This is a genomic window from Pseudoalteromonas sp. DY56-GL79 (genome assembly GCF_041414765.1).
Lineage (GTDB): Bacteria > Pseudomonadota > Gammaproteobacteria > Enterobacterales > Alteromonadaceae > Pseudoalteromonas > Pseudoalteromonas piscicida.
Genome location: NZ_JANHZS010000012.1, coordinates 1 through 23,088 on the forward strand (window position 1 = coordinate 1; position 23,088 = coordinate 23,088).

Below are 23,088 nucleotides of genomic sequence, written 5' to 3' on the forward strand. Positions count from 1 at the left end.
AATCTGTACGAGTGCCCACACAGATGATTGCTTCATATTTTTAAAGAACGTTTCGAAACATTTCGTTGTTTCGAGGGGTGTGCATTCTAAGCATTCCCGATTTTTTGTCAACACTTAATTTTGAATTTCTTTAGAAGTTTTCTTCCAAGCTCTCAAAGCTAAGTTTTACTCGACTACCAACTCGTTGACTTATTACTTTTCAGCGTTGCTCCCCGTGTCGGTGGAAGCGCATTATAGGGATATCCGATTTTAGTGCAACCCCTTTTTTCATTAAAACTTATAAAAAAGGTTCATTCGAACAGAAAACACACAAAACCACTTAAAAACCACATTAATGCAATATTTTCTTCATAAAACTGTCACCAGTTTTCGCGAAGGGATCATAAGTATTGATCAAATTTGGGAGGATGCAAGATACAGTTGAAGAAATTTTCACCTGTATCTTGGTATTCAACGATCTATTCTTTTAGTAAAGAAGACTATATAGCTTTCGTCGATATGCTGAAGCAACACTATCGCCATCAGGAAGCGAAGCGATAATATCTAAAAATCCCTTTTTGGCTTCACCGTAGTTCATATCTTTCTTAAGCACCATAAGTAGGCTTGCCAATGCTTCCTCTTTTTTACCCACATCTAACTGAGCTTGAGCTAACTGACAACGTAAGTCTAATGAATCAGGCTCAGCTTCCACCGCTAGCTCTAGACGCTTTACCTCTGGCGAATCTTGTGCAGCCGCGGCTTGCGCCAATTTAGCGACTAAATTGTGATAATACGGGTCTCGCTGTTCTTCATTTACAGAATCTAACAACGCTTGAGCTTCATCAAATTTTTGAATTTGCATACAGATATCCGCAAACACCAACTTAACCCGAGTGTTACTACTGTCAATGTCGTATGCCTTCTTCGCATAACTAAAGGCATTATTTAGCTCACCGCTTGCGAGGAATTGCTTCGCTTGATCAAGTAAAATAACTTCAGGTGATGGTAAATGCTCAGACAAAGCTTCTTTAATTTCTTCTTCTGTTTTTGCCCCTGCCAGCATATCTACTGGCGCACCACCTTTTAAAATCACAATCGTTGGCAAAGCTTGTAAACCAATTTGCTGAGCGAGTTGAGATGCCAGAGCTTGTTGGACATCACAGTCGATAACACCTATGGTTATGTGCTCACTATAAGCTGCCGCTATCCTCTCCAATATTTGGTCTTGCTGAACACATTCAGGGTTTTGATTGCTATAAAAGGTTAGCAATAACACTTTCTCTGGATTTGGATCGGTTATTACTTGCTGAATGTTTTCAGAGGTTAGTTGGATTTTATTGCTCATATTCTATTTTCTGTCTGAGTAATTAATACGGTTGATATAGTGACACTATCTGAATTTACAACCAAGCCAAGAAAACAATTATGCAGAGCTTGGCTTTCTCTTTCGAGTAAATTTCCCCTTTCTTGCCCCACGTTTTTTAAATGCAGGTACAGGGACGCCTTTCAGTGCATTCGTATTGATAGACTGAGCGCTGTCAATAAATCCACCTAACTCATCACAAAGCGGTTGCATAAATTGATTATACGACGTTTCCTTATTGGCGATCTTTCCGAGCAATGACTCCCAGAGCGCAGTTCTGTCTGGCAATGAAAGTGACTCAGGTAGGGTTTGAATAAATGCTTTTCCCAGCGCCGTAGAATATATCGTCTTACCTTCTCGCCTAAGAAACTGCCGTCTAAACAAAAGTTCAATAATTCCGGCCCGCGTCGCCTCAGTGCCAAGCCCGTCAGTGTCTTTCAATACCTTTTTGATAGATTGATCGGAAACAAACCGTGCAATACCTGTCATTGCACCTAATAAGGTGGCTTCAGTGTAATGCTTTGGCGGCTGGGTTTGCTTTTCTTTAACTTCACCTTTCTCGCATAAAAGTTGCTCTCCCACCTGTAACTCCGGCAATAGGCTTTCTTTTTCTACCTCATGACCTTTAAACAGTATCTTGAATCCTTGATCTGTGATTTGCTTCGCTTGTGCTTTGAATTGACCACCACTAATCTCCAACTCCACTTTAGTTTCGTTGTAGCGGTAGGGGTGAAAGAATTGCGCAAGGTATTGTACAGAGATGAGTTGATAGACCTGTAACTCTCTATGCCCAAGCTGAGCACTGCGGAGCTTTTTAGTAGTTGGAATGATAGCGTGATGCGCTTCTACCTTTTTATCATTCCAACACGCTCCTTTTAGGTTCATATCAGCCAACTTAATAAACTTACTTTCTATTCCCTGATTGTGCTCGGCAGCCGCAATGACTTGCTCTCTTTCAACAAAATGTTCTTGTGGTAGATAACGGTTATCTGATCTAGGGTAAGTGATCAGTTTATGTTTCTCATAAAGTGCCTGACAAATATCCAACACTTGCTGAGCCGATAAACCGTAGCGCTTATTTGCGTCAATCTGCAAAGAAGAAAGGTTATAAGGTAACGGCGGATTTATCTTTTTTGGTTTCGTTTCAACTTTATTTATTGTTGCTTGCTTTTGACTGATCCTATCCGCAACATTTTCAGCTAAGGCTTTAACCAGAACACGCCCATCTTCGTCCATATAAGGCTTACATGCTTCACTTGGTACCCACTTAGCTTCAAAGACTCCCCAATTTGGTTTATTGATATGTGCAATCACCTCATAAAATGGTTTAGATACAAAGTTCTCTATTTCTAAATCTCTCCTAACAACCAAACCAAGTACCGGTGTTTGCACTCTGCCAACCGACAAAACGGCATTCACTCCCGCTTTTTGCCCAGCCAACGTAAACGCTCTGGTTAAATTCATACCAAATAACCAATCCGCTCTAGCTCTTGCAAGTGCAGATACACTTAAAGGAACAAACTCTTGATTAGAACGTGTCGAAGCCAATGCCTTTTTCACAGCTTGTGGATTCAAATCACTGATCAACAAGCGCTGGATCCTTGCTCTTTTCCGCTCTGGCAAATTTACGAATTGAAATACTTCGTCCACGAGCAATTGCCCTTCTCTATCTGGATCTCCAGCATGGTAGATTTCATCGGCTTTTGTGAGTAACTTTTTTAAAGTGCTAAGCTGCTTTTTTGTTTTTGGCTTTGCTTTGAACTGCCATTGAGTAGGCACGATTGGTAGATCATGAAACTGCCACTTTTTGTATTTGGCATCGTAGTCTTCAGGTTCTGCTTGTTCCAACAGGTGGCCTATACACCAAGAAACCACATCACCATTCGCGACTTCTATATAACCATCTTGTTTTTTATGTGGTTTTGGTAAGACATCGGCGATTGCTCGACCTAAAGAGGGTTTTTCTGCGATATAGAGTTTCATGATTGGCTTAACTGTATATAGATACAGTTATCATAGTGAATTTTGATGAAAAACGCCATAGCTGCAAAGAGACTGTCTCCAGTCTCTTTGCAAACCAACAAACTTACGTTCTTAATAAATTAAGTTGCTTGTGTTTCTGTTCGACTATCAGCGTCATTGAACTGGCTGCTTGCTCTACTTCATCTGCGAACTTCGAAAGCTCAGCAGCGGCATCTGAGATGCCCGTTGTATTTGTATTAATTTCTTCGGTAACCATACTTTGCTCTTCCGCAGCCGTCGCAATTTGCGTTACTTCATTAGAAATGCTCGTCAACTCAGCAACTAGCGTACTCATTAACCTAGCCGATTCTTGGCAATAACTCACTGCGTCTTCACCTAGCTGCACAGAGCTCTCAATGATCCGGCCTGAGTTCGCGACTTCACTCTGTAGGTTATCTATTAGTTTACTAATGTCGTCCGTCGATGCTTGTGTTTTTGACGCCAAAGCTCGAACTTCATCTGCAACAACCGCAAAACCACGCCCTTGCTCCCCCGCCCTTGCAGCTTCAATTGCCGCGTTTAAGGCCAGTAAATTAGTTTGCTCTGCAATGGCTCTGATCACTTCTAGTATTTTGGAAATATCATCACTGCGTTCAGATACCTTCACGACCGCTTGTTTTGCATCAATGACTTGATCCGCCATTGATTGCACCGTTTCAGTCGTTTTAATGATGCTTTGTTCGCTTTGCTGAACTTGATCCGCGGCCTGATTCGTACTTGCAGCCGCTTTTTCAGACGCCCGGGCCACCTCTGAAGCGGTCGCACTGAGTTCGTTAATTGCAGTAACTACGCTGTCTATCTCTAGATGCTGATTAGCGACTTTGTTTTTGATGTTAATCGCAGCTTCTGTTGTTCGATGCGACTGCTCATAGGAAGATTCAGCAAGACCTTTGAGGTCATCAATCATTTTTCGTAGTTTATCAGTAAAGCGGTTAAAGCCATGTGCCAAGGCAATCAACTCAGCATGATGGCTCACTTCTAGCTCATGCGTTAAATCGCCTTCGCTAGAAGCTAAGTTCTCGACTCGTTCCTGAATATGAGTAAGCGGGCCGATAATTGTGTTCACTAATACCACCGCAATCGCAATGCCAATAACAGCAATAACAATACCTATAATAAGCATCCAGCGACCAACGGAGTTTGTCGACTCCTCCAGCTGACTTTGCAGCGTTGTAGCAGAACTAAGTGCAATTGCCTTAGGTAGTTCGATTACCAGAGACCAAGTGGTGTTTGGTAACGCAATATTGATCGGTACTGCTACGACTAAATCTTCACCAAGCTCTTTAATCCCAGAACCTGTGTGCAGCGATTTTAACACCTCAGCCCTATCTGACTTTGTCGACTCTGCAAGTGGGCGTGCTAAATTCTTATAGTGACTAGAACCCACAACAAGACCCAGCTCACTTAACAAGGTTACCTTAGCGGCTCCTGAGTAAAGCGAGTTTGAGAGCTCGTCGACCATAGTTTGAAAAATCGGCAAATTTACATCCACGCCCACTAAACCTCTAAATTGACGATTGACCACGACTGGTGTAGTCAATGAGGTCATCAGCATTTTGTTGCCCGGAGAAATTTCATATAAATAGGGCTCCATGATACAAGGCGCTATTTTATCTTTTGCGCACAGATACCACTCGGCTTCTCGTAGGCCAAATTCATTGATTGCATCGGCATATTTTTCTTCTGCCGATTCAACTTTTTGTTGCATCGGACCATCAGCTTCTTGAGTGAAGTAGAGCTCTAAGGTACCAGCGCCCGGCACAGAGTGACTCGAACCACCTTGATTGCTGGCATCATTGCCATCGTAACCATTCGGTTCAAACTGTGCATACATAGAAGACACAAAGCGATTTTGCTTTAGCGCACCATTGACAATTTCTTGCACTTGTTCACGGCTCAGAGGATCCTGCTCGGCGGTATGCGATAGCACACCCGCCAAAGTGTAAGGAACACGATAGGCTTCATTGATAAAGCCAGCCACACGTTGCCCATATTGATTGCCTTTAGCGATAAGACCTTGGGATATTTCATCATAAATCGCTTGTTGGACCCCTTCACTTTGCTTGGTATTTTCTGCTGCAAGGTGAAACCACATTGTTGTCACTAATATAACAACCAAACTCGTTACTAATGCTGTTACAAAGAATAAGAGTTTGTTTTTAATCGAAGCTTGTTTCATAACATTCCCAGTTTTTAGACTTAGTATGCAAACAAATTGCACTGCACGTTCATCATCAACTTGATAAAATGAGTGACCCCTATTTTTATCGGCGACTATGAAGTCTTTTTTAACTGTAGCAAAAAATTTAATAACGTACTGAAATTTATGATGCTTAGGCGGTGTATTTTGAGGAATAAATTATAAAGTGATGGATAAAAAAAATAGCGCCGAAGCACTATTTTTTTATCTTATCTTTGCCAGTCGTCTTTTCATTGCTTGGCAAACGGTGATGTATTGCTGACTTAATCAACATATATCCAGAGATGGGAGCGGTGAGCAGCAAAAATATTGAAATCAAGATTTCTTTTACACTCACGCCATCAGTTGTGGTACTAAAATACACCATTGCCGAGGTCAATAAGCACGCCATTCCAAGCGTTGTGGCTTTGGTAGGACCGTGGAGACGCATAAAAAAGTCAGGCATTTTCACAAGACCAATAGAGCCTATCAATACAAACGAACCACCTAACAGTAATAAAATAGAAATTATCCATTCTGACATATCGCTCTCCTATTCTATGATGTCGCCGCGTAGCAAATACTTACATACCGCAACCGTACTTACAAAGCCAAGCATTGCTATTAATAATGCGGCTTCAAAGTACAATGCCGTCCCCATACTCATTCCATAAAGAATAATAAGCGCAATGGTATTTATGTACATGGTATCGAGCGCTAAAATTCTATCTGGAATTGAAGGTCCAACAACCAAACGCCAAAGATTTAGCAAAAGTGATACACCTATCATCGCAAAGACAATAAGAATTACAGTTTCTAGCATTCAAAAATCTCCTTCAATGGCGCTTCATAACGAGATTTAACCGTATCAATCAATGCTTGCTCATCCGTAAGATCTAACACATGGATCAGTAAGTATTTACGTTCTGGTTTTTCGCCACTTTTTACAGACTCTGGCCAAGGGTATACCTCAGCACTTACGGTGCCAGGAGTTAAAGATACCGTGCTGGCTAAAATAGTAATTGGCATAGCTTGATCTATATCGAGCGGCACCAACACGAAACCAGGGCGTAATTTCTTCGTTGGTCCTAAGATCTTTATCGCGACCTCAACGTTGGCAGTAATGATATCGTAAAGCACCAACAGCAAATGAGTAAACGCACGCCATGGCTTAATGATCAGTGGTTGCTTAGTTCTAAACCTATAGGTAATAAGCGGGATCACAATCGCTAGAATAGTCGCGAGAATAATATGCCCAGCTGACACACTATTATTCATCAATAACCATACGGTAAACAGCAGTAGACTGCGAAATGGAGTTGGTAGCCATTTAAACCTTGCTTCTAAACGCATCTATTTCGCTCCTTTTAACACTGCATTCGTCATGCTCGAAAAGTCGTGCAAAGAGTCGGCTGCTGACAATGCATAATCAGTCAATGGACCGGCAAAAATCACCATTAACGGCGCACAAGTTATCAAGGTAAGAATTGCGATAATTTGGGCTGGATGCGCTTTTTCTGCCGATTGCGTATCGACCTTACCTGTATGATGCCAAAACACTGTGCTACCTGCTTTTGAGACACTGACTAATACCGCTAAGCTTACTAACAAATACACCGCCCAAAACCAATATGTGTGACTCGACTCGATGGTCGACTTTAAGATCCATACTTTGCCAATAAAGCCTGATAACGGCGGCATACCAATCACAGTGATTGCCGCTATCGCAAACATGATACCAAGTAACATAGGTTGTACTACTGGGCGACCTGCGGTGATCCTGTCGGCAACTTTACCCCTTTGTTTCCCCACTAAATCAGCGAGTAAGAACAATGCGGCAGACACTAACGTCGAGTGCACTAAATAGTAAATGGCTGCAGCACTACTATTTACCGTTTGTACGGCGACTAATGCCACTAAGGTACCAACCGACACCACCACTAAATTTGCAGACAGCTTACGTAAGTCTTGACTAGCAAGCACGCCAATTCCACCCATGACGATAGTCGCCAGAGCGAGCCACCATAGCCACTCTTGTGCCATATGACTTAATTCACCAGCTTGATCGCCAAAAATCAGTGTATACACTCGCATCATGGAATACACACCCACTTTTGTCATGATTGCAAATAAAGCGGCAACAACAGGCAACGCGGTTGCATAGGTGTTTGGCAGCCATAGATGAAGCGGTAGCAAGGCGCCTTTTAGCGCAAATACAACCAATAACAATAAGCCGCCAATCTTAGCAAGATAAACATCATCTCCTTGTAAGAAAGTGATCTTATATGCCATATCCGCCATGTTCAAAGTACCAAGCACACCGTACAAGATACCTAATGCAATCAAAAATACCGACGAACCTACTAGATTTAGGATCACGTATTGCAGTGAAGCACGGGTATTGTGCTTATCACCACCATGCATTAGTAGTGCATAAGACGCTATCAACAAAATCTCAAAGAATACAAATAAGTTGAACGCGTCACCAGTTAAGAAGGCGCCGTTTACCCCCATCACCAAAAAGTGCAGTAACGGATGGAAGAAACTTCCTCGTTCGTCGTCTCCGGCACAGCTATACAGCGAACACACAAAACACAACAACGCGGTTAAGCTGACTAACAGAGTCGAAAGTTGATCAGCAACTAATACAATACCAAACGGTGCTTGCCAGTTACCAATCGCATAAACCTGAATGCCAGACTGCTGAACATGTAGTAAAAGTGAGGCACAAACTGTAAACGTAATTAGCGACATAAGTACTGAAACTTTACGCCTAATCGCTAGGTTTTTACCACACGGTGGCATCAGCAGAATCACCCCTGCCAACATAGGTAATAAAATAGGTAAAGAAGTCAAATGTTGGATCATGCTTTACCCTTTTTGTCAGGAACAATGCCATTTACATGGTCATTACCCAAATCAGAACGACCGCGAATAGCTAAGATCACGACAAATGCCGTCATCGCGAACCCGATAACAATTGCCGTCAATACCAAGGCTTGCGGCAGTGGATCTGCATACTCACTGCTATAACCAAGCACTGCAGCTTTGTTTAAGGTCAATCTACCCGATGCGAACAAAAACAAGTTGACCGCATAAGACAACATAGTTAAACCAAGAACAACAGGGAATGTTCTTGCTCGTAGAATCAAAAATACGCCACAGGCTACTAGCAAGCCCACACACGATGCATAAAGCAATTCCATTAAATATTCACCTCTTCTTTGGGCGCATTTGCCGTTACTTTACCTAGGCTCGCCAAAATCATCAGCGTTGCACCAACCACGGTGATATAAACACCAAGGTCGAATGCGATGGCACTTGCCAACTCAGTTTTACCTACCAATGGGATATCAAAATAATCAAACCATGAGGTTAAGAATGGTTTGCCAAAGAACCAACTACCCACACCGGTTGCTAGAGAAATAGCGATACCCGTTGCGATAATCTTGCGGTAATTGACATCAAAGCGCTCTGCAATCCAATTCGAACCATGAGCAATGTATTGTAAAATAAAGGCTATCGCCGTGATTAGGCCCGCGATAAATCCACCACCTGGTAGATTGTGGCCGCGCAAGAAAATATAAACCGAGACCAGCAATGCCAAAGGCAATAAGCTTTGCGAAATACTTGCCAGTAGTAGCGGATATCTCTCTTTCGCCCAAGGTCTGCCTTCACTGTCACTGCCAGGCATAAATAGTGGTAAGTTGATCAGCAACTTATAAATACCGAGCGCCGCAATACCCAGCACGGTAATTTCACCTAGCGTATCAAAACCACGGAAATCCACTAAGATAACGTTAACGACATTGGTCCCGCCACCGCCAACTTTGGCGTTTGCAATAAAGAACTCAGAAATACTATCCAATGGCCTTGTGATCAAGGCGTAACTGATACTTCCGATGATCACACCAATTGCTGAAGCAATACCCATATCACGGAGTACGCGGATAGAACTAGACTCCTTCGGCGTTCTTTGCGGTAAGAAGAATAACGCAAGCATCAACAGGATAATGGTTACTACTTCTACCGTTAACTGAGTAAGCGCTAGATCCGGTGCTGAGAAGCGCGTAAAGGCAACCGACACCATGAGACCAACAACCGAAATCATCAGCAGTGCAACCATACGAGTACGATGCCAGATAACCGTGCCAATCGCTCCAATCATTAATAAACCAGCACCAATACCGTTATGTACGTCAATTGGCGTCGGCTCTAAATTACCCACTAACTGTGACATTTCAAACAATGGCCAGCCTGCACTCACCAGCACAACGATAAACATCAGCATCAGATAACGCTGTAACGAGCCATTTTCTATTGCGTTTACGCGCGCGCGACTCCAAGACACGATGTTGTACATAGTGCGTTCAAACGTTTTCTTAGCGTTCATTGGCGGTAATGAAGCTTGGAATTGGAATAGGTATTTGCGCTGAGTATAAATTAATAAACCACCACATACCGCAAGGCCACTCATAAGCAGTGGTAAGTTAAAGCCATGCCAAATAGCAACCTCAAAGGTTGGCGCAGCCTCTCCTAATACCGCACTTGATGCTGTTTTTAACATGCCATCAACGATAAAGTTAGGGAACATGCCGACTATCAAACATAAAGCGACCAAGATTTCGATTGGAAAACGCATATAGCGTGGCGCTTCATGTGGCTCCTTGGGTAAATCAATTGGATCTCCGTTGAAGAATACGTCATGAATAAATCGCGCCGAATACGCAACAGAGAATGCACCGGCGATTGTCGCCAAAATTGGAATCAACCACGACATAGAGCCCAGAAGTTGCTGGTGTAGCGTCTCGGCAAAGAACATTTCTTTAGACAAGAAACCATTAAGTAGCGGCACCCCAGCCATCGCAGAAGCGGCAACCATCGCAAGCGTTGCGGTATAGGGCATAAAACGCCACATACCGTTAAGTTTACGCATATCACGAGTGCCCGTTTCATGGTCGATGATCCCCGTCGCCATGAATAAAGAGGCCTTAAACGTTGCGTGGTTAATAATATGGAAAACCGCCGCAACAGTCGCAAGCTCAGTATCCAGACCAAGTAATAAAGTAATAAGGCCTAAATGACTGATCGTTGAAAACGCCAGCAGACCTTTTAGATCATGTTTAAATAACGCGATATAGGCGCCAACGAGCAGCGTCGCTAAGCCAGTTAGGCCAACGAGAATAAACCACAGCTCTGTACCCGCCAGCGCAGGATAAAAGCGCGCCAGTAAGAATATTCCAGCTTTCACCATAGTCGCAGAGTGTAAGTACGCACTTACAGGCGTTGGTGCAGCCATCGCGTGCGGTAACCAGAAATGGAATGGAAATTGCGCGGACTTGGTAAATGCGCCAAGTAGCACAAGGATTAACGCCACTTCATATAATGCGTGGGATTGAATAAGCTCACGACTCGATAAAATCACATCCAGGTTATAACTGCCTACAATATCTCCTATCAACATCAAGCCAGCGAGCAGTGCTAAGCCACCGCCGCCGGTGATAGCAAGTGCCATTTTCGCCCCTTTGCGGGCCTCTGACTTATGCCACCAATAGCTAATAAGTAAAAATGAACTAATGCTGGTAAGCTCCCAGAATAACCACAGCTGTAATACGTTATTAGACATAACAATACCAAGCATAGCGGTCATAAAGAGCATTAAGTAAGCATAAAGTTTAGGCATGGAATCATTGCTGCTAAGGTAGTATCTGGCATAGAAGATAACCAGCATACCAATGCCCAAAATCATGAAAACGAACAGTAACGCAAGACCATCCAGTCTAAACGCGATGTTAATATCTAGAAGCGGGACCCATTCAAATGTGTACCGAATAGTCTCTCCTGCGAAAACGGCAGGGGCGAGATCAACAGCAAGTAAAATTGCCACTGCTGGCGCTACTAAGGTTATAGCAGTCGACTGATTACGAGAAAGCTTTCCCGTAAATGCAGAGATAAAACTGCCAATTAAGGATAGCAAGGGTATCCAAAATAAAGTCATAGATGAAACCTTTTATTTGCGTCGTTATGGCTCGTTTAGATTAATGTGACAATCCCCCTTCCAAGTTGGAGCGATCGATACACATTAACCACACGTACATGAACCCTGTTATACTTGATTAGTGTTTGAGTTGTCTAGGGTTTCACTTTCTAGCTGATGCTATTTTAGCCAACCTTAACAAACTATTCAGAATAAGTTCAAAACTATTCAGCCGAATTAACTGCTATTTTATCTTCTAAGGGTCTTGAATTCAGTACTGCCAACCACCTTTTACGATAATTTTCATCTAACTTAATTGATTGATATTCCAGCAAAGAGTGACTATTCGAGGGTTTATATGAGGAAAGTTTACCTAACTCGCAAGTGCGACTCGGTACCCAATTGCTCGGTGCTTGGTCACCAACGTAAAGATTTGGTGCCTTTTGCCCTGAAGTCGCACAAAGCCATTTTGCTTTTTGGGCTGGTATTGGGTATTCATCTTCAAAGCCGCTAAAGTGCATAAGCTCATGTATCAGCGTATTGTAGGTGCTGGTGGCGGTTAAAGTCATGTGCTTGCCACTGACATTAGCAAGTCCTTCCGTTGCCATTAACACCAGATGATCGTATTCCGACAAGCTCTGCTCGTGTCGTAAGTCACACATTGCAAATCCCCTTCGCCTCTTACAACTGAGCTTATTCGCCGCATATATCGGTTTAGATAAACAATATACGCCTTTGGCTGGCTCTGGTTGTTGCTCATAAGCATGTTTAAGCACTTGTAAACGCTGCAAACCATCTAAATCACTGGCGATTAATGCAAGATTAAACCGACAAGACGCACTTGAATGCTGACGCTCTGAGAGAGTGTGAAACTGTCTTAAGTAGGGGTTATTCAAAAATGTCGTGACAGACTTTCCTTGCCACACCGCGAGCAACGAAGTGAGTTCTGGGTTTAACGCGTAGCGCTTTGAAAGCGCATAAAGTAAGTGATATCGGCCAAGTGATATTAACTGCTCGGACACTTGCTGACGCTGCTGACGATTTAAACGAGACCAAGTATCGAGTAAAAGCAGCTTAGTGCTATTTTTCTCTTGAGCACTCAAACTACGCTGTAACCGTTCAAACTCCCAACTTGGTTGCTTTAGGTCCGCAATGGCTTTTACTAGTTGTGTACTTGCTTGGGAGGGTGACATCTCAAGCACCGGTGCAATGGCAAAATAGCTATTTGGGTTGGCGACGACAAGTGCTGATTTTTGCGCGATGGAGAAATGTGCATAATTAGGGCTGCTTGAAAACAGCAGCCCAATAAGCACGAAAATAACAAGGTGTTTAGCTCGCGTCTTGTTCGTCATTCAACTGGGCAAGTAAATCAAGCTCAAGACGGGCGTATTTATGTTCTACAAACTCATATACATTAGTTGCCAGCGCGAGCTTAAAATAGCTAATCGCAGAGGCTAAATCCCCTTGGGTCTGATATCGCTTAGCCAGATAAAAATAGGCTTCACAGAGACGCTGCGCATACTCTTCTTGGGTGCTCACGCCCTCAGAGATCTGCGCAAGAAATGCTTCTTCAGATAAAGTACCCAAATACAGTGCAACTAACTGAGACGACCACTCGTCAGGGTCTAATGCTTGGCTATTTGCCGCCAATGTCTGCTTAGCAAGTGCATCGTCTACTTGCTGCTGAGCAATATACAGCCACATAGCTCGGTACGCATCTTTTGGAGCACGCGCCAAAAAGGCTTCAAAATCTTTTACAGCTAAATCGGCTCGCTCGCCGTAATACAATGCGATACCACGATTTAAATAGGCATATTCATGTTGCTCGTCAAGCTCAAGCACGGCATCAAACATTTCATATGCGCGGCCATAGTTTTGTTCTAACGTTTGATGAATACCAAGGAAATTATATACTTCGGCGAGATCCGGCTTAATTTGTACGGCACGATTGAAGTCAATACGAGCAAGAGTTTGTAAGCCAATGCTATCGTACAGCATACCGCGATTGTATAGCAGCTGCGCGCGTTGCTCATTTGCCATATCTGGCTGCAAGAGTAACTCGTTAAATCGAGCAATGGCAATCTCATTACGGAAATTGGCTTGAAGTGGTACTGCAAGCGGAACATTTACAATGTTTTTAGTGGCCTCTGGCTGCGTGCTTTTACATCCTACCAGCCCCATTAGCACTAATGGCACAACTATTTTCGCTAACTTCATTTCCTTCCTCATTCAATGGCATTTGCCCGTTTAGAGTCTTTGCACAGGTATACCAACAATCTGATTATGTAACCTGAGGTTTGGATAAGGAATGTTCCAATTCATTGTTGCTAAAGCACAACTTAGTTTTCTCCTTGTCTAGCCAGAGAGTTTTAGGGAAAACAAGGCGAATTTACGCACCAATAGCTGGCTATTGGAAGTGAATTCAACGCAGTTAGCGCTAAAACTTTCTGCTAGAAAGGCATTAATTATCCGCAGCTCAGGTTATGTACTATAACTTTGCCTAGTTCTCTATTGACCAGATAAACTCAGTTTTGTTTCATCATTTTGAGTCAAACAGCATTAAAGCATAAAAAAAGGGGCTATTCAGCCCCTTTACACTTCTATTCTATTCTATGCAAAGCATTGCAAGATTACTCAGCGCCTTCTTCTTTAGGCTGCTCAGCTTTTTTCTCTTGTGCTTCTTTGATGCTTAAGCGAACACGGCCTTGGCGGTCAACTTCAAGTACTTTAACTTTCACTTCTTGACCAACAGTTAAGTGATCTGAAACGTTATTTACGCGCTCTTCACTGATTTGTGAGATGTGCACTAGGCCATCTTTACCAGGAAGTACGTTTACAAACGCACCGAAGTCCACGATACGGATAACTTTACCAGTGTAAAGCGTACCAACTTCAAGCTCTGCTGTAAGCGCTTCGATACGTGAAATAGCAGCTTGTGCACTATTGCCATTCGTTGCAGCGATCTTGATAGTACCGTCGTCTTCAATTTCAATCGTTGTATCTGTTTCTTCAGTAAGCTGGCGAATTGTTGCACCACCTTTACCGATAACTTCAGCAATCTTCTTCGCAGGGATCTTCATAGTGTAGATACGTGGAGCGAACTCAGATAGCTCTTCAGAAGGTGCAGAAATCGCTTGGTCCATCACACCTAGGATGTGAAGACGCGCTGCTTTCGCTTGGCGAAGCGCGATCTGCATGATTTCTTTGGTGATACCTTCAATCTTGATATCCATTTGTAGTGCAGTTACACCGTTTGCTGTACCCGCTACTTTGAAGTCCATATCACCTAAGTGATCTTCGTCACCAAGAATGTCAGAAAGAACAACGAAATCTTCGCCTTCTTTCACTAGACCCATCGCGATACCAGCAACTGACGCTTTAACTGGAACACCAGCGTTCATTAGCGCAAGTGAAGTACCACATACTGATGCCATTGAAGATGAACCGTTTGATTCAGTGATTTCAGATACTACACGTACTGAATATGGGAATTCAGCCAGTGTTGGCATTACTGCCGCAATACCACGCTTAGCGAGATTACCGTGGCCGATTTCACGACGCTTAGGAGACCCTACAAAACCCGTTTCACCTACACAGAATGGAGGGAAGTTATAGTGAAGCATAAAGTGATGCTTGTGAGTACCAGTTAGGTCGTCTAGCATCTGCGCGTCACGCTCAGTACCAAGGGTTGCTGTTACAAGTGCCTGAGTTTCACCACGAGTAAAGATTGCAGAACCGTGAGTACGTGGCAGTACACCCGTCATCACGTCTAGCGCACGAACCATATCTGGTTCACGACCGTCGATACGTTTTTCGCCAGCAATGATACGGCTACGTACAATTTTCTTCTCAAGTGAGCTGAATGTTTTACCTACCACTTGCTCGTCTAGTGACTCGCCTTCAGCAACTTCAGCGCCTAGCTTTTCAATGACTTCAGCTTTTGCTTCAGAAAGTGCTTCTTTACGTGCAACTTTGTCAGTAATACGGTAAGCATCACCTACTTTTTGCTCTGCAATTGCAGCTACTTTTTCAGCTAGTGTTAAATCTTTTTCAGGTGCTGTCCAATCCCATGCAGCTTTACCAGCTTCAGCACGGAATTCTTCGATTGCTTTGATGATAGCTTGTGATTGCTCGTGGCCGTATACAACAGCGCCAAGCATTTCTTCTTCAGTTAACACTTCAGCTTCTGATTCAACCATTAGTACCGCATTTTCAGTACCAGCAACAACTAGGTCAAGCTTACTTGTCTCTAGCTCTTTTAACGTAGGGTTAAGTACATATTGACCGTCGATGAAACCAACGCGCGCTGCACCTAGCGGGCCATTAAATGGAATGCCAGAGATAGCTAGTGCTGCTGAAGTACCAATCAAAGCAACGATATCTGGTTGGATCTCAGGGTTTACAGAAACCACTGTCGCGATAACCTGAACTTCGTTTACAAAGCCGTCTGGGAATAGAGGACGAATTGGACGGTCGATAAGACGAGCAGTTAGTGTCTCACCGTCTGAAGGACGACCTTCACGCTTCAAGAAACCACCAGGGATACGACCCGCAGCGTACATTTTTTCTTGGTAGTTAACCGTTAGTGGGAAAAAGTCTTGGCCAGGAGCCGCTTCTCTTCTTCCTACAACAGTAACAAGTACCGAAGTATCACCAATGCTTGCAAGTACTGCGCCGTCAGCTTGACGTGCGATAGCACCTGTCTCTAGAGTCACCGTGTGTTGACCTAGTTGAAATTCTTTAATAATTGCTTGCACAATATTTTCCTTACTAAATTGTTTTCAACGTCAACGGGGACCAATCACAGTCTTAAATAAACTCACCATAATTTACTTAAGCACTACAATTGGAAATCCGATTGACGCTTGTTTAAAAGTATTTTTAAACGGCTGTAAGTATACTGATAGAACAGCCACAAAAAAAGGGGCTAATTAGCCCCTTTTTTACTGTTGGATAAATTTCCAACAAGAAATCAAAAATATTAGCGACGTAGGCCAAGCTCTTTGATTAGTGCAGCATAACGGTCAACGCTCTTGCCTTTTAGGTAGTCAAGAAGGTTACGACGTTGGCTAACTTTACGTAGAAGACCACGACGTGAGTGGAAATCTTGCTTGTGGTTAGCGAAGTGACCTTGTAGCTTGTTGATGTCAGCAGTTAGAAGTGCAACTTGTACTTCTGGTGAACCTGTATCACCTTCTGCGCGTGCGAACTTTGCTACGATTTCTGCTTTTTCTTGATTGCTTAGTGACATAATAACTCCAAAATAAGTTTAGTAATGCTTCAGCCGATCACTAATTCAGCCAAAGCGGAAGCTGGCGGATTATACCAGCATAAACTCCCCTTGCATAGGAAGATTTTATTGTGATTCCGGCTGAGCGGAAGATAGCGCGCGTTTTGCTTTCAATAACCCTTGAGGATTACGCTCGCCAATCCCAACAAACTTGCCATCAGCAACCACTTTAACAATACCGTCTGGTAAATTTTCGACAGCAACGGTTTGCCCATGACCAAAAGCGACGCCTTGCTCAGCGCTAATATCAACAACGCTCAAGTCGACCAAAGCGGTATCCATCGGCAACAATAATTCATCGAGATAAGTCGAAGGCGCAACTTCTTCCGCTTGTGCTTTCTCAAGTAACGCTTCTAGCTCGACTAAGGTAATCATTTTGTCGCTAGGATAATGACCAACTTCACTGCGATGTAACATAATAACATGCGCACCACAGCCAAGCTTTTCCCCCAAATCATCAACTATCGTACGAATATAAGTGCCCTTTGACACATGCACCGTCATTTGAATTTGTTGAGTTTGCTCGTCATATTCGTCTAACGTAATACGATAAACATTAATCTTGCGGCATTTTCGCGGTACTTCGATGCCTTCGCGGGCATATTTGTATAGCGGTTGGCCCTGATATTTGAGCGCCGAATACATCGAAGGGTACTGATCAGATTCCCCCAAGAAGCCGGCAATTTCCTGCTCTAGCTGCTCAAGTGTTACATTTACTGGTCGCGTTTCAACAATTTCACCATCAGAATCTGATGTCGTCGTGCGCTCACCCAGCTGCGCTCTCACCACGTAGGTTTTGTCAGTATCAAGTAAAAACTGGGTAAACTTAGTCGCTTCACCAAAGCAAATTGGCAACATACCTGTTGCCAGCGGATCCAAAGCACCTGTGTGGCCTGCTTTTTGAGCGAAATAAATGCCCTTTGCTTGCTGTAGTGCTTTGTTAGAAGAAATACCTTGCGGTTTATTTAATAACAGAATGCCGTCGATCGCACGGCCTTTGGTGCGACGCGCCATTACTCTTCCTCTTGGTCTTTATCTCCAGACTCAGGACCACGCTTTGCGTTGTCTTCTCTGATCACAGAGTCAACCAAGTTAGAAATACGCATACCTTCCATTAGGGAGTTATCAATAACAAATTTAAGCTCAGGCATGATACGCGCACGGATACGCTTGCCAAGAAGCGAACGGATATAACCGGTTGCTTCATTCAGAATAGCCGCACTTTGCTTAGTTTTGTCTTCATCACTGGTATTCAGCACAGTAATAAATACTTTTGCATAAGAAAGATCGCGTGATACCTCAACAGCTGACACTGTTACCATACCCAATCTTGGATCTTTAATTTCGCGCTGTAGGATCACTGCAATTTCTTTTTGGATTTGCTGTGCTACGCGATCTGTACGAGAAAATTCTCTCATTTTCACCACTTAAAATTTCAAAATCTATGAGATCACAAATGGGGGCTAGTGCCCCCATCTCAAGTATTTTAATAACTTACAATTAAAGCGTACGCTCTACCTGTACAGTTTCAAATACTTCGATTTGGTCACCGACTTTAACGTCGTTGTAGTTCTTAACGCCGATACCACATTCCATACCGTTACGAACTTCAGCAACGTCATCTTTAAAGCGACGTAGTGACTCAAGTTCACCTTCGTAAATAACCACGTTATCACGAAGTACACGGATTGGCGCGCTACGTTTAACCACACCTTCAGTTACCATACAACCTGCAACAGCGCCGATCTTAGGCGACTTGAACACGTCACGAACTTCAGCAAGACCAATGATCTCTTGCTTAAATTCTGGTGCAAGCATACCTGTCATTGCTTGTTTCACTTCTTCGATTAGGTCGTAGATAACGCTGTAGTAACGTAAGTCTAGGTTCTCAGCTTCAATGACTTTACGAGCAGAAGCATCCGCACGTACGTTAAAGCCAACGATGATAGCGTTAGAAGCCGCAGCAAGCGTTGCATCCGTTTCAGTGATACCACCAACACCTGAACCTACTATCTTCACTTTCACTTCATCTGTAGACAGTTTAGTCAATGAATCAGCGATTGCTTCGATAGAACCTTGAACGTCTGCTTTCAGAACGATGTTCACTTCAGATACGTCGCCTTCAGTCATGTTAGAGAACATGTTCTCAAGCTTCGCTTTCTGCTGACGAGCAAGCTTCACTTCGCGGAACTTACCTTGACGGTATAGTGCCACTTCACGTGCTTTACGCTCATCACGAACTACTGTCGCTTCGTCACCAGCTGCTGGTACGCCAGAAAGACCTAAGATCTCTACTGGAATTGAAGGACCTGCGGTTTTGATGTCTTTACCGTTTTCGTCTTTCATCGCACGAACACGGCCATATTCAAGACCACAAAGTACGATATCACCTTGATTTAAGGTACCTGATTGAACAAGTACAGAAGCAATCGGACCGCGACCTTTATCGAGGCGAGATTCGATTACCACACCAGATGCCATACCTTCTTCAGAAGCTCGTAGCTCTAATAGCTCAGATTGCATTAGAATTGCTTCTAGCAGCTCATCAATACCAAGACCAGTCTTCGCTGAGATATGAACAAACTGCGTTTCACCGCCCCAGTCCTCTGGGATTACGTCTAGTTGAGCAAGCTCATTCTTAACGCGGTCAGGGTCAATGCCCTCTTTATCCATTTTGTTCACAGCAACGATAAGTGGTACTTCTGCCGCTTTCGCGTGTTGTACCGCTTCTTTCGTCTGAGGCATTACACCATCGTCCGCTGCAACAACAAGTACAACGATATCGGTTGCTTTCGCACCACGAGCACGCATTGACGTAAATGCCGCGTGTCCAGGAGTATCTAGGAAAGTGATCATGCCACCTTCAGTCTCAACATGGTATGCACCGATATGCTGAGTAATACCGCCGGCCTCGCCGTCTGCAACTTTCGCTTTACGAATGTAGTCAAGTGTTGACGTTTTACCGTGGTCAACGTGACCCATTACTGTTACTACTGGCGCACGAGGCTCAAGAGAACCATCTTCGCTGCGGTCATTTAGTACTTTTTCTTCTAGCTCGTTTTCTTTCACTAGAATGACTTTGTGACCCATTTCTTCAGCAACTAGCTGTGCAGTTTCTTGATCGATAACTTGGTTAATCGTAACCATGTCACCCATCTTCATCATTGTCTTAACAACTTCAGCGCCTTTAACAGCCATACGAGAAGCAAGTTCTGCAACAGTGATTGTTTCACTGATACGTACTTCTTGTTTCACTTCTGCCGCAGGCTTTTGGAAACCGTGCTGTAACGAAGTTGGCGCTTTTAAGCGACCTTTTTTGCCTTTCAGCTTCTTCGCATTCGCTTCTGCAGCTTCTTCTTTCGCACTTGGCTTTCTCTTCTTCTTACGACGTGCGCTTTTCTCTTCACGTGCATCAGACTCATCTTCCGCTTCACGAGCGTAAGTAGAAGTTGTTAGGTGGTGATCAGCATTTTCTTCACGACGAAGACGCTCTTCTTCTTCCGCCTTCCAACGTGCTTCGTTTTCTTCAGCTAGACGACGAGCTTCTTCCGCTTGACGTTTTGCTTCTTCTTCTGCCTTCTTCAGGGCTGCCGCTTCTGCTTCTTGACGCAGACGCTCAGCTTCTTGACGTTCTTTAATTTGTTGCGCGCTATCCACTTCTTTACTCTGCTTATCTTTGGCTTGACGTTCAGCATCCGCTTGTCGCTTCGCCTCTTCTTTAGCTTTGCGCTCGGCTTCCTCATCGGCCTTGCGTTCCGCTTCTTCGCGCGCATTGCGCTCAGCTTCTACTTTGGCCTGTTGCTCTGCTTGTTGCTGAGCCATTAACTCTGCTTCTTTGCGCGCAGCTTCCTCTGCAGCTAAGCGTTCTTGCTCTTTCTGCTGCTCGATTGCGCTCTTTTTAACGTAAGTGCGCTTCTTACGGACTTCTACAGATACAGACTTCGCTTTACCAGATGAGTTAACACTTAACGTGCTTTTACTCTTACGCTGTAGAGTCATACGCTCAGGGCCGGTTGAACCAGTGCCGCCGTGTTGCTTGCTTAGGTGATCAAGCAACGTCGCCTTTTCGGATTCAGTAACTTGATCGCCCTCGGCTTTGGTGATCCCTGCATCTTTTAACTGTTGTAGTAATTTATCAACAGTTGTACCAATACTCTCGGCTAGTTTGTTAATGCTCACTTCTGCCATACGTGATGTTACCTCCGTTAATAAATTACTCTTCGCTGAACCAGCAAATGTTACGCGCAGCCATGATTAACTCACCAGCTTGCTCTTCTGATAACTCAGAAATTTCAACTAAGTCATCAATACCTTGCTCTGCAAGGTCTTCAAGTGTAACGATACCTTTGCTAGCAAAAACAAAAGCGGTATGACGCTCAAGTCCTTCAAGTGCTAGTAGGTCTTCTGCAGGTTCTGCATTTTCTAGACTTTCTTCATCGCGAAGTGCTTTCGTAGTCAGTGCATCTTTTGCACGGTTACGTAACTCTTCAACGGTTTCTTCGTCTAGACCGTCGATTTCTAAAAATTCAGCTACTGGCACATAAGCCACTTCTTCAAGTGAAGAGAAGCCTTCGTTAATCAGTAGTGTTGCAAAATCATCGTCGATGTCTAGATTTTCAGTGAATAGATTAACCAATTTATCTGATTCTTCCGAGCTCTTACGCTCCATCTCTTCCACTGTCATTACGTTTAGTTCCCAACCAGTAAGTTGGCTAGCTAAACGTACGTTTTGACCATTACGACCAATCGCTTGCGCTAGGTTGTCGGCTTCAACTGCAATTTCCATCGTGCGCGTATCTTCATCCATTACGATTGAAGCTACTTCAGCCGGTGCCATCGCGTTGATTACGAACTGTGCTGGGTTATCATCGTAAAGTACGATGTCAACACGCTCACCGCCAAGCTCTGAAGACACAGCTTGTACACGTGCGCCACGCATACCAACACATGCACCTACAGGGTCAATACGCTTGTCGTTTGATTTTACAGCGATTTTAGCACGAGAACCAGGGTCACGTGCAGCGCCTCTAAGCTCAATCATTTCTTCGCCAATTTCTGGAACCTCAATACGGAATAGTTCCATCAACATCTCAGGCTTAGAACGCGTAACAAATAGCTGTGCACCACGCGCTTCAGGCTTCACTTCATAAAGTAGGCCACGTACACGGTCACCCGGACGGAAGCTTTCGCGTGGTAGCATGTCTTCACGGTAAATTACCGCTTCAGCATTGTTACCAAGGTCGATAACGATAGCGTCACGCGTTGCTTTTTTAACAACACCTGTCACTAGCTCGCCTTTTTGATCTTTATATGCATCAACAACTAATGCGCGCTCAGCTTCACGTACTTTTTGTACGATTACCTGTTTCGCCATCTGTGTGGTGATACGGTCAAATTTAATTGATTCGATCTGCTCTTCAACGTAATCACCTAATTGAATGTCAGGCTCATCAACTTGCGCCGCTTCAAACGTGATTTCCGCATATGGATTCTCTAGTGAACCGTCTTCTTGTGGTTCAACCGCTTTCCAACGACGAAAAGTATCGTACTCGCCCGTTTTACGGTCGATAGTAACGCGTACTTCGATTTCACCGCCATGCTTCTTTTTTGTTGCTGTCGCTAGTGCGAACTCTAATGCTTCAAAAATCTTTTCTCTTGGGACCGCTTTTTCATTGGAAACAGCTTCTGCCACCAACAATATTTCTTTTGCCATAGGTAATGCCTCGCTTGCCCTTGTCCTTCGCACTCAAAGTTAGAATTTTGCGATGATATTGGCACGCTCAATGTTGCTCAACATCAAGATGAAATCCTGAGCGTCAACTTTTAACGTGATCATATCGCCATTAACTGCTACTAAGTCGCCTTTAAAATTACGGCGACCTTCTTGCGGAAGTTTAGTACGCAAACGTACTTCCTCTCCCACTGCTGCTTCATAGTGAGCTTGTTTGAATAATGGTCTGTCAACACCAGGAGAAGATACTTCCAAACTATATTCGTTCGTAATCGGGTCTTCGACATCTAAAATTGCACTAACTTGACGACTCACTTCCGCACAGTCATCTACATTAATGCCGTTTTCATGATCGATATATACACGAAGTGTAGAATGACGACCAGCTTGCACAAACTCAAGACCGAGTAATTCAAAGCCACACGCAGCAACTGCAGGCTCCAACATTTCAGTCAAATCTTGCTCGAGTTTTGACACAGAACTCCTCCATACAAACAAAAAAAGGGCCTAAAGCCCCAAATCATAGCTGCTTGATCTTGGGCTCAGA

Annotated in this window: 18 protein-coding genes; all 18 read right to left on the bottom strand. The window is 43.8% G+C overall.

Annotation, left to right across the window (positions count from 1 at the left end):
- Nucleotides 1–466 precede the first annotated feature (466 nt).
- A complete protein-coding gene (locus NO992_RS10015) occupies nt 467–1,324 on the bottom strand; it encodes a tetratricopeptide repeat protein (protein WP_371376635.1) in 858 nt (285 codons plus the stop codon).
- A gap of 78 nt (nt 1,325–1,402) precedes the next feature.
- A complete protein-coding gene (locus NO992_RS10020; protein ID WP_371376638.1) occupies nt 1,403–3,325 on the bottom strand; it encodes a DNA topoisomerase III in 1,923 nt (640 codons plus the stop codon).
- 103 nt (nt 3,326–3,428) lie between these two features.
- Complete coding sequence (locus NO992_RS10025; protein WP_045961872.1) at nt 3,429–5,543, bottom strand: methyl-accepting chemotaxis protein; 2,115 nt, start codon at nt 5,541–5,543, stop codon at nt 3,429–3,431.
- 217 nt (nt 5,544–5,760) lie between these two features.
- Nucleotides 5,761–6,087, bottom strand: coding sequence for a Na+/H+ antiporter subunit G (locus tag NO992_RS10030; protein ID WP_371376642.1), 327 nt, complete (start codon nt 6,085–6,087; stop codon nt 5,761–5,763).
- Between the two features lie 9 nt (nt 6,088–6,096).
- Entirely contained in the window at nt 6,097–6,366 is a 270-nt protein-coding gene (locus tag NO992_RS10035) for a K+/H+ antiporter subunit F (protein ID WP_010370838.1), read from the bottom strand.
- Nucleotides 6,360–6,896, bottom strand: coding sequence for a Na+/H+ antiporter subunit E (locus NO992_RS10040; protein WP_010370836.1), 537 nt, complete (start codon nt 6,894–6,896; stop codon nt 6,360–6,362). The genes NO992_RS10035 and NO992_RS10040 overlap by 7 nt, the downstream gene beginning before the upstream one ends.
- Nucleotides 6,897–8,411 carry a monovalent cation/H+ antiporter subunit D gene (locus NO992_RS10045; protein WP_045989682.1) on the bottom strand — a complete coding sequence of 505 codons (1,515 nt, stop codon included), beginning with the start codon at nt 8,409–8,411 and terminating at the stop codon, nt 6,897–6,899.
- Nucleotides 8,408–8,749: a Na+/H+ antiporter subunit C gene (locus NO992_RS10050; RefSeq protein ID WP_010370832.1), complete on the bottom strand. Its 342-nt coding sequence runs from the start codon at nt 8,747–8,749 to the stop codon at nt 8,408–8,410. Before NO992_RS10050 ends, NO992_RS10045 begins: the two co-directional genes overlap by 4 nt.
- Nucleotides 8,749–11,541 carry a monovalent cation/H+ antiporter subunit A gene (locus NO992_RS10055; protein ID WP_017217780.1) on the bottom strand — a complete coding sequence of 931 codons (2,793 nt, stop codon included), beginning with the start codon at nt 11,539–11,541 and terminating at the stop codon, nt 8,749–8,751. The genes NO992_RS10050 and NO992_RS10055 overlap by 1 nt, the downstream gene beginning before the upstream one ends.
- 203 nt (nt 11,542–11,744) lie before the next feature.
- Entirely contained in the window at nt 11,745–12,872 is a 1,128-nt protein-coding gene (locus NO992_RS10060; protein WP_371376647.1) for a hypothetical protein, read from the bottom strand.
- Complete coding sequence (gene nlpI / locus NO992_RS10065; protein ID WP_045961877.1) at nt 12,850–13,737, bottom strand: lipoprotein NlpI; 888 nt, start codon at nt 13,735–13,737, stop codon at nt 12,850–12,852. Before nlpI ends, NO992_RS10060 begins: the two co-directional genes overlap by 23 nt.
- A gap of 413 nt (nt 13,738–14,150) precedes the next feature.
- A complete protein-coding gene (gene pnp / locus NO992_RS10070; RefSeq protein ID WP_010370826.1) occupies nt 14,151–16,277 on the bottom strand; it encodes a polyribonucleotide nucleotidyltransferase in 2,127 nt (708 codons plus the stop codon).
- A 224-nt stretch (nt 16,278–16,501) separates the two neighbouring features.
- Nucleotides 16,502–16,771, bottom strand: a complete 270-nt coding sequence (gene rpsO, locus NO992_RS10075) for a 30S ribosomal protein S15 (protein ID WP_010370825.1) — start codon at nt 16,769–16,771, stop codon at nt 16,502–16,504.
- A 105-nt stretch (nt 16,772–16,876) separates the two neighbouring features.
- A complete protein-coding gene (truB, locus tag NO992_RS10080) occupies nt 16,877–17,824 on the bottom strand; it encodes a tRNA pseudouridine(55) synthase TruB (protein WP_371376652.1) in 948 nt (315 codons plus the stop codon).
- Nucleotides 17,824–18,228, bottom strand: a complete 405-nt coding sequence (rbfA, locus tag NO992_RS10085) for a 30S ribosome-binding factor RbfA (RefSeq protein WP_010370823.1) — start codon at nt 18,226–18,228, stop codon at nt 17,824–17,826. Before rbfA ends, truB begins: the two co-directional genes overlap by 1 nt.
- A gap of 82 nt (nt 18,229–18,310) precedes the next feature.
- Nucleotides 18,311–20,998: a translation initiation factor IF-2 gene (infB, locus tag NO992_RS10090; protein WP_039492199.1), complete on the bottom strand. Its 2,688-nt coding sequence runs from the start codon at nt 20,996–20,998 to the stop codon at nt 18,311–18,313.
- Between the two features lie 25 nt (nt 20,999–21,023).
- Nucleotides 21,024–22,523 carry a transcription termination factor NusA gene (gene nusA, locus NO992_RS10095; protein ID WP_010370820.1) on the bottom strand — a complete coding sequence of 500 codons (1,500 nt, stop codon included), beginning with the start codon at nt 22,521–22,523 and terminating at the stop codon, nt 21,024–21,026.
- Nucleotides 22,524–22,562: 39 nt separating this feature from the next.
- Complete coding sequence (gene rimP / locus NO992_RS10100; protein WP_010370818.1) at nt 22,563–23,018, bottom strand: ribosome maturation factor RimP; 456 nt, start codon at nt 23,016–23,018, stop codon at nt 22,563–22,565.
- Between the last annotated feature and the right edge of the window lie 70 nt (nt 23,019–23,088).

Coding starts and splice junctions, on each gene's coding strand:
- truB (WP_371376652.1), bottom strand. CDS start 17,824: ATGGCGCGTCGCACCAAAGGCCGTGCGATCGACGGCATTCTGTTATTA.
- NO992_RS10050 (WP_010370832.1), bottom strand. CDS start 8,749: ATGGAATTGCTTTATGCATCGTGTGTGGGCTTGCTAGTAGCCTGTGGC.
- NO992_RS10035 (WP_010370838.1), bottom strand. CDS start 6,366: ATGCTAGAAACTGTAATTCTTATTGTCTTTGCGATGATAGGTGTATCA.
- rpsO (WP_010370825.1), bottom strand. CDS start 16,771: ATGTCACTAAGCAATCAAGAAAAAGCAGAAATCGTAGCAAAGTTCGCA.
- rbfA (WP_010370823.1), bottom strand. CDS start 18,228: ATGAGAGAATTTTCTCGTACAGATCGCGTAGCACAGCAAATCCAAAAA.
- NO992_RS10055 (WP_017217780.1), bottom strand. CDS start 11,541: ATGACTTTATTTTGGATACCCTTGCTATCCTTAATTGGCAGTTTTATC.
- nlpI (WP_045961877.1), bottom strand. CDS start 13,737: ATGAAGTTAGCGAAAATAGTTGTGCCATTAGTGCTAATGGGGCTGGTA.
- NO992_RS10060 (WP_371376647.1), bottom strand. CDS start 12,872: ATGACGAACAAGACGCGAGCTAAACACCTTGTTATTTTCGTGCTTATT.
- infB (WP_039492199.1), bottom strand. CDS start 20,998: ATGGCAGAAGTGAGCATTAACAAACTAGCCGAGAGTATTGGTACAACT.
- NO992_RS10045 (WP_045989682.1), bottom strand. CDS start 8,411: ATGATCCAACATTTGACTTCTTTACCTATTTTATTACCTATGTTGGCA.
- NO992_RS10040 (WP_010370836.1), bottom strand. CDS start 6,896: ATGCGTTTAGAAGCAAGGTTTAAATGGCTACCAACTCCATTTCGCAGT.
- NO992_RS10030 (WP_371376642.1), bottom strand. CDS start 6,087: ATGTCAGAATGGATAATTTCTATTTTATTACTGTTAGGTGGTTCGTTT.
- nusA (WP_010370820.1), bottom strand. CDS start 22,523: ATGGCAAAAGAAATATTGTTGGTGGCAGAAGCTGTTTCCAATGAAAAA.
- NO992_RS10015 (WP_371376635.1), bottom strand. CDS start 1,324: ATGAGCAATAAAATCCAACTAACCTCTGAAAACATTCAGCAAGTAATA.
- NO992_RS10025 (WP_045961872.1), bottom strand. CDS start 5,543: ATGAAACAAGCTTCGATTAAAAACAAACTCTTATTCTTTGTAACAGCA.
- NO992_RS10020 (WP_371376638.1), bottom strand. CDS start 3,325: ATGAAACTCTATATCGCAGAAAAACCCTCTTTAGGTCGAGCAATCGCC.